General features: G+C 70.8%; 3 protein-coding genes. 2 read left to right on the top strand and 1 reads right to left on the bottom strand.

The window, feature by feature from the left end; translation table 11 throughout:
* Window positions 1-216 (bottom strand): helix-turn-helix domain-containing protein (locus PROKR_RS14975; protein ID WP_036964441.1); only part of this gene is annotated, 216 nt, incomplete at its 3' end.
* Between the two features lie 244 nt (window positions 217-460).
* Here PROKR_RS14975 and PROKR_RS14970 point away from each other — a divergent pair.
* Complete coding sequence (locus tag PROKR_RS14970; protein WP_036964440.1) at window positions 461-1126, top strand: DUF4097 family beta strand repeat-containing protein; 666 nt, start codon at window positions 461-463, stop codon at window positions 1124-1126.
* Between the two features lie 99 nt (window positions 1127-1225).
* Window positions 1226-2044 (top strand): alpha/beta fold hydrolase, encoded by an 819-nt coding sequence (locus tag PROKR_RS14965; RefSeq protein ID WP_036964655.1) that lies wholly within the window; start codon window positions 1226-1228, stop codon window positions 2042-2044.
* Window positions 2045-2224: the final 180 nt, after the last annotated feature.

The raw sequence follows: 2224 nt of genomic DNA, 5'->3' as shown, positions 1-2224 counted from the left end.
GGGCGTGGCCTGCCGGCTGCGGTGGGCCCGGCGCTCCGTGGCGCGGTGCGCCACCTCGGCGCGGTAGCCGGTGGGGCCGCCGTTGCGCAGCACCTCGCGCGTGACCGTGGAGGTCGGGCGGTCCAGACGCCGGGCGATCTCGGCGTAGGACAGGTCGTCGGCCAGCCCCAGCGCGATCTGCTGGCGCTCCTGCCTGGTGAGTCGGCCTCCCGGCATGACGGTCTCCTCCGGTGAACTGGGGGTGGTACCTGCCTGCCCACCATAGCGTTCACTTCCACTCCATTGCAATGCAACCGAGCGTTGCGTTGCGTTACTTTCTTGTCTGTTGCAACAGTTTTGTGCTGCTGACCTGCGTGAACACAACCAGAACGCAACAAGTATGTTGCTTGGTTCTGGAAAGCAACGTAGCGTTTGCGATGTCAGAAACACAGGGAAGCCGCCAGCACAGGAGTCGATCACCATGCAGAACTTCGCCACCCCCGCCGCGATCTCCGCCGTCGTCGAGATCCCCGCCGGACGGGTCCAGCTCATCGCCGCAGACCGCACCGACACCACCGTCGAGATCCGGCCCACCAACCCGGCCAAGAACCGCGACGTCCAGACCGCCGAGCAGACCACCGTCACCTTCACCGACGGCGTGCTGCAGATCCGCACCGCCGAGCCGCGCAACAAGCTCGTCGGCCACGCGGGTTCCGTGGAGGTCACCGTCCAGCTCCCCGCCGGGTCGGGTCTCGAGGGCAGGTCCGACGCCGCCGAGCTGCGCGCTGTCGGCCGCCTGGGCGACGTCGTCTTCGACGGCGCGTACCAGCAGATCAAGGTCGACGAGGCGGCGACGCTCCGCCTCACCGCGATCGACGGCGACGTCGAGGTGGGCCGGCTCACCGGCGCCGCCGAGATCAGCACCGCCCGCGGTGACATCCGCATCGCCGAGGCGACGCGCGGTTCGGTCGTGCTGAGCACCCAGTCCGGTGACATCACGGTCGCCACGAGCGCCGGCGTCTCGGCCACGCTCGACGCCGGTACGACCCTCGGCCGCATCAGCAACACCCTCAAGAACGACGGCGCCGCCGTGCTCGACATCCGCGCGACCACCGCCCACGGCGACATCACCGCCAGCAGCCTCTGATCCGACCGGTCCGGGCCGCAGGGCCCGGACCGGGCATCACCCGCGCACCGCGCACCGACCAGCACCACTTCCCGCACCACGAACCGACAGGTGGAGAACATGACGAACGACAGCGCTTCCTCGACCAGCACCGCGTGGTCCGGCCTGGTGCCGGTCGACGACACCGCGCTGGCCGTGACCGACACCGGCGGCCCGGGCCTCCCGGTCGTCTTCCTGAACGGCCAGTTCGCCACGCAGGGCTACTGGCGGAAGACCCTCGCCGACCTGGGCAGCGGCTACCGGCACATCACCTTCGACGAGCGGGCTCGCGGCAAGAAGTCCGGGACGTCGGCCGACTACTCCTTCGAGGCCGCCGTCCGCGACGTCGATGCCGTCCTCGCCGCCCGCGGCGTGGAGAAGGCCCTGGTGGTGGGCTGGTCCTACGGGGCCGTGGTCGCCGCCCACTGGGCGCAGCGCAACCCGGAGCGCACCCTGGGTGCGGTCCTGGTCGACGGTGCCTTCCCGCACGACTGGCTCGACGACGCGATGGAGGTGCGGATCCGCAAGCTCTTCCGCCGGATGAGCTGGTTCACGGTCCCGCTGCGGATCACCGGCATCACCCCGCGGATGTCGGCGGCGCAGCAGGCCGAGAGCAACATCGAGCTCGGCAAGGTGTCCCGGGAGGCGGCCCTGGCGCCGGTGCTGAACGACATCCGCGTCCCGGTCCGGTACGTCGTGGCCTCGGGCACGTCCCTGGGCAGCAAGGGCGACGAGCAGGAGCAGATCCGGGCCGGTCTGGAGGCGGCGACCGCCGACAACCCGAACATCAAGATCAGCGCGAAGGTCGCCAGCAACCACGGGGCGATCCTCAGCAAGGACTTCCACGCGATCGGCGACGCGATCCGAGAGGTCGCGGACCTGAGCACCGCGCAGAAGTAGGCGGCACGGGAGGAGGACGAAGGCCGGGGCATCGCGCGAGCGACGCCCCGGCCCTCGTTCCGTGTCCGACGCCGGCGGCCGGCGCCGGATCAGCCGATCGGCCGCAGGTGCGCGTCCTCGGGCACCGGGATGCCGAAGCCCGGGGCGTCGCCCAGCCGCAGCACACCGTCGACCGGGCCG

Source organism: Promicromonospora kroppenstedtii DSM 19349 (assembly GCF_000515355.1).
Lineage (GTDB): Bacteria > Actinomycetota > Actinomycetes > Actinomycetales > Cellulomonadaceae > Promicromonospora > Promicromonospora kroppenstedtii.
Note: the sequence above shows the minus strand (reverse complement) of the source record. Positions and strands in the feature narration are given on the sequence as shown.

Excerpts from the sequence above, each read along its gene's own strand:
- PROKR_RS14970 (WP_036964440.1), top strand. The coding sequence starts at position 461 with ATGCAGAACTTCGCCACCCCCGCCGCGATCTCCGCCGTCGTCGAGATC.
- PROKR_RS14965 (WP_036964655.1), top strand. The coding sequence starts at position 1,226 with ATGACGAACGACAGCGCTTCCTCGACCAGCACCGCGTGGTCCGGCCTG.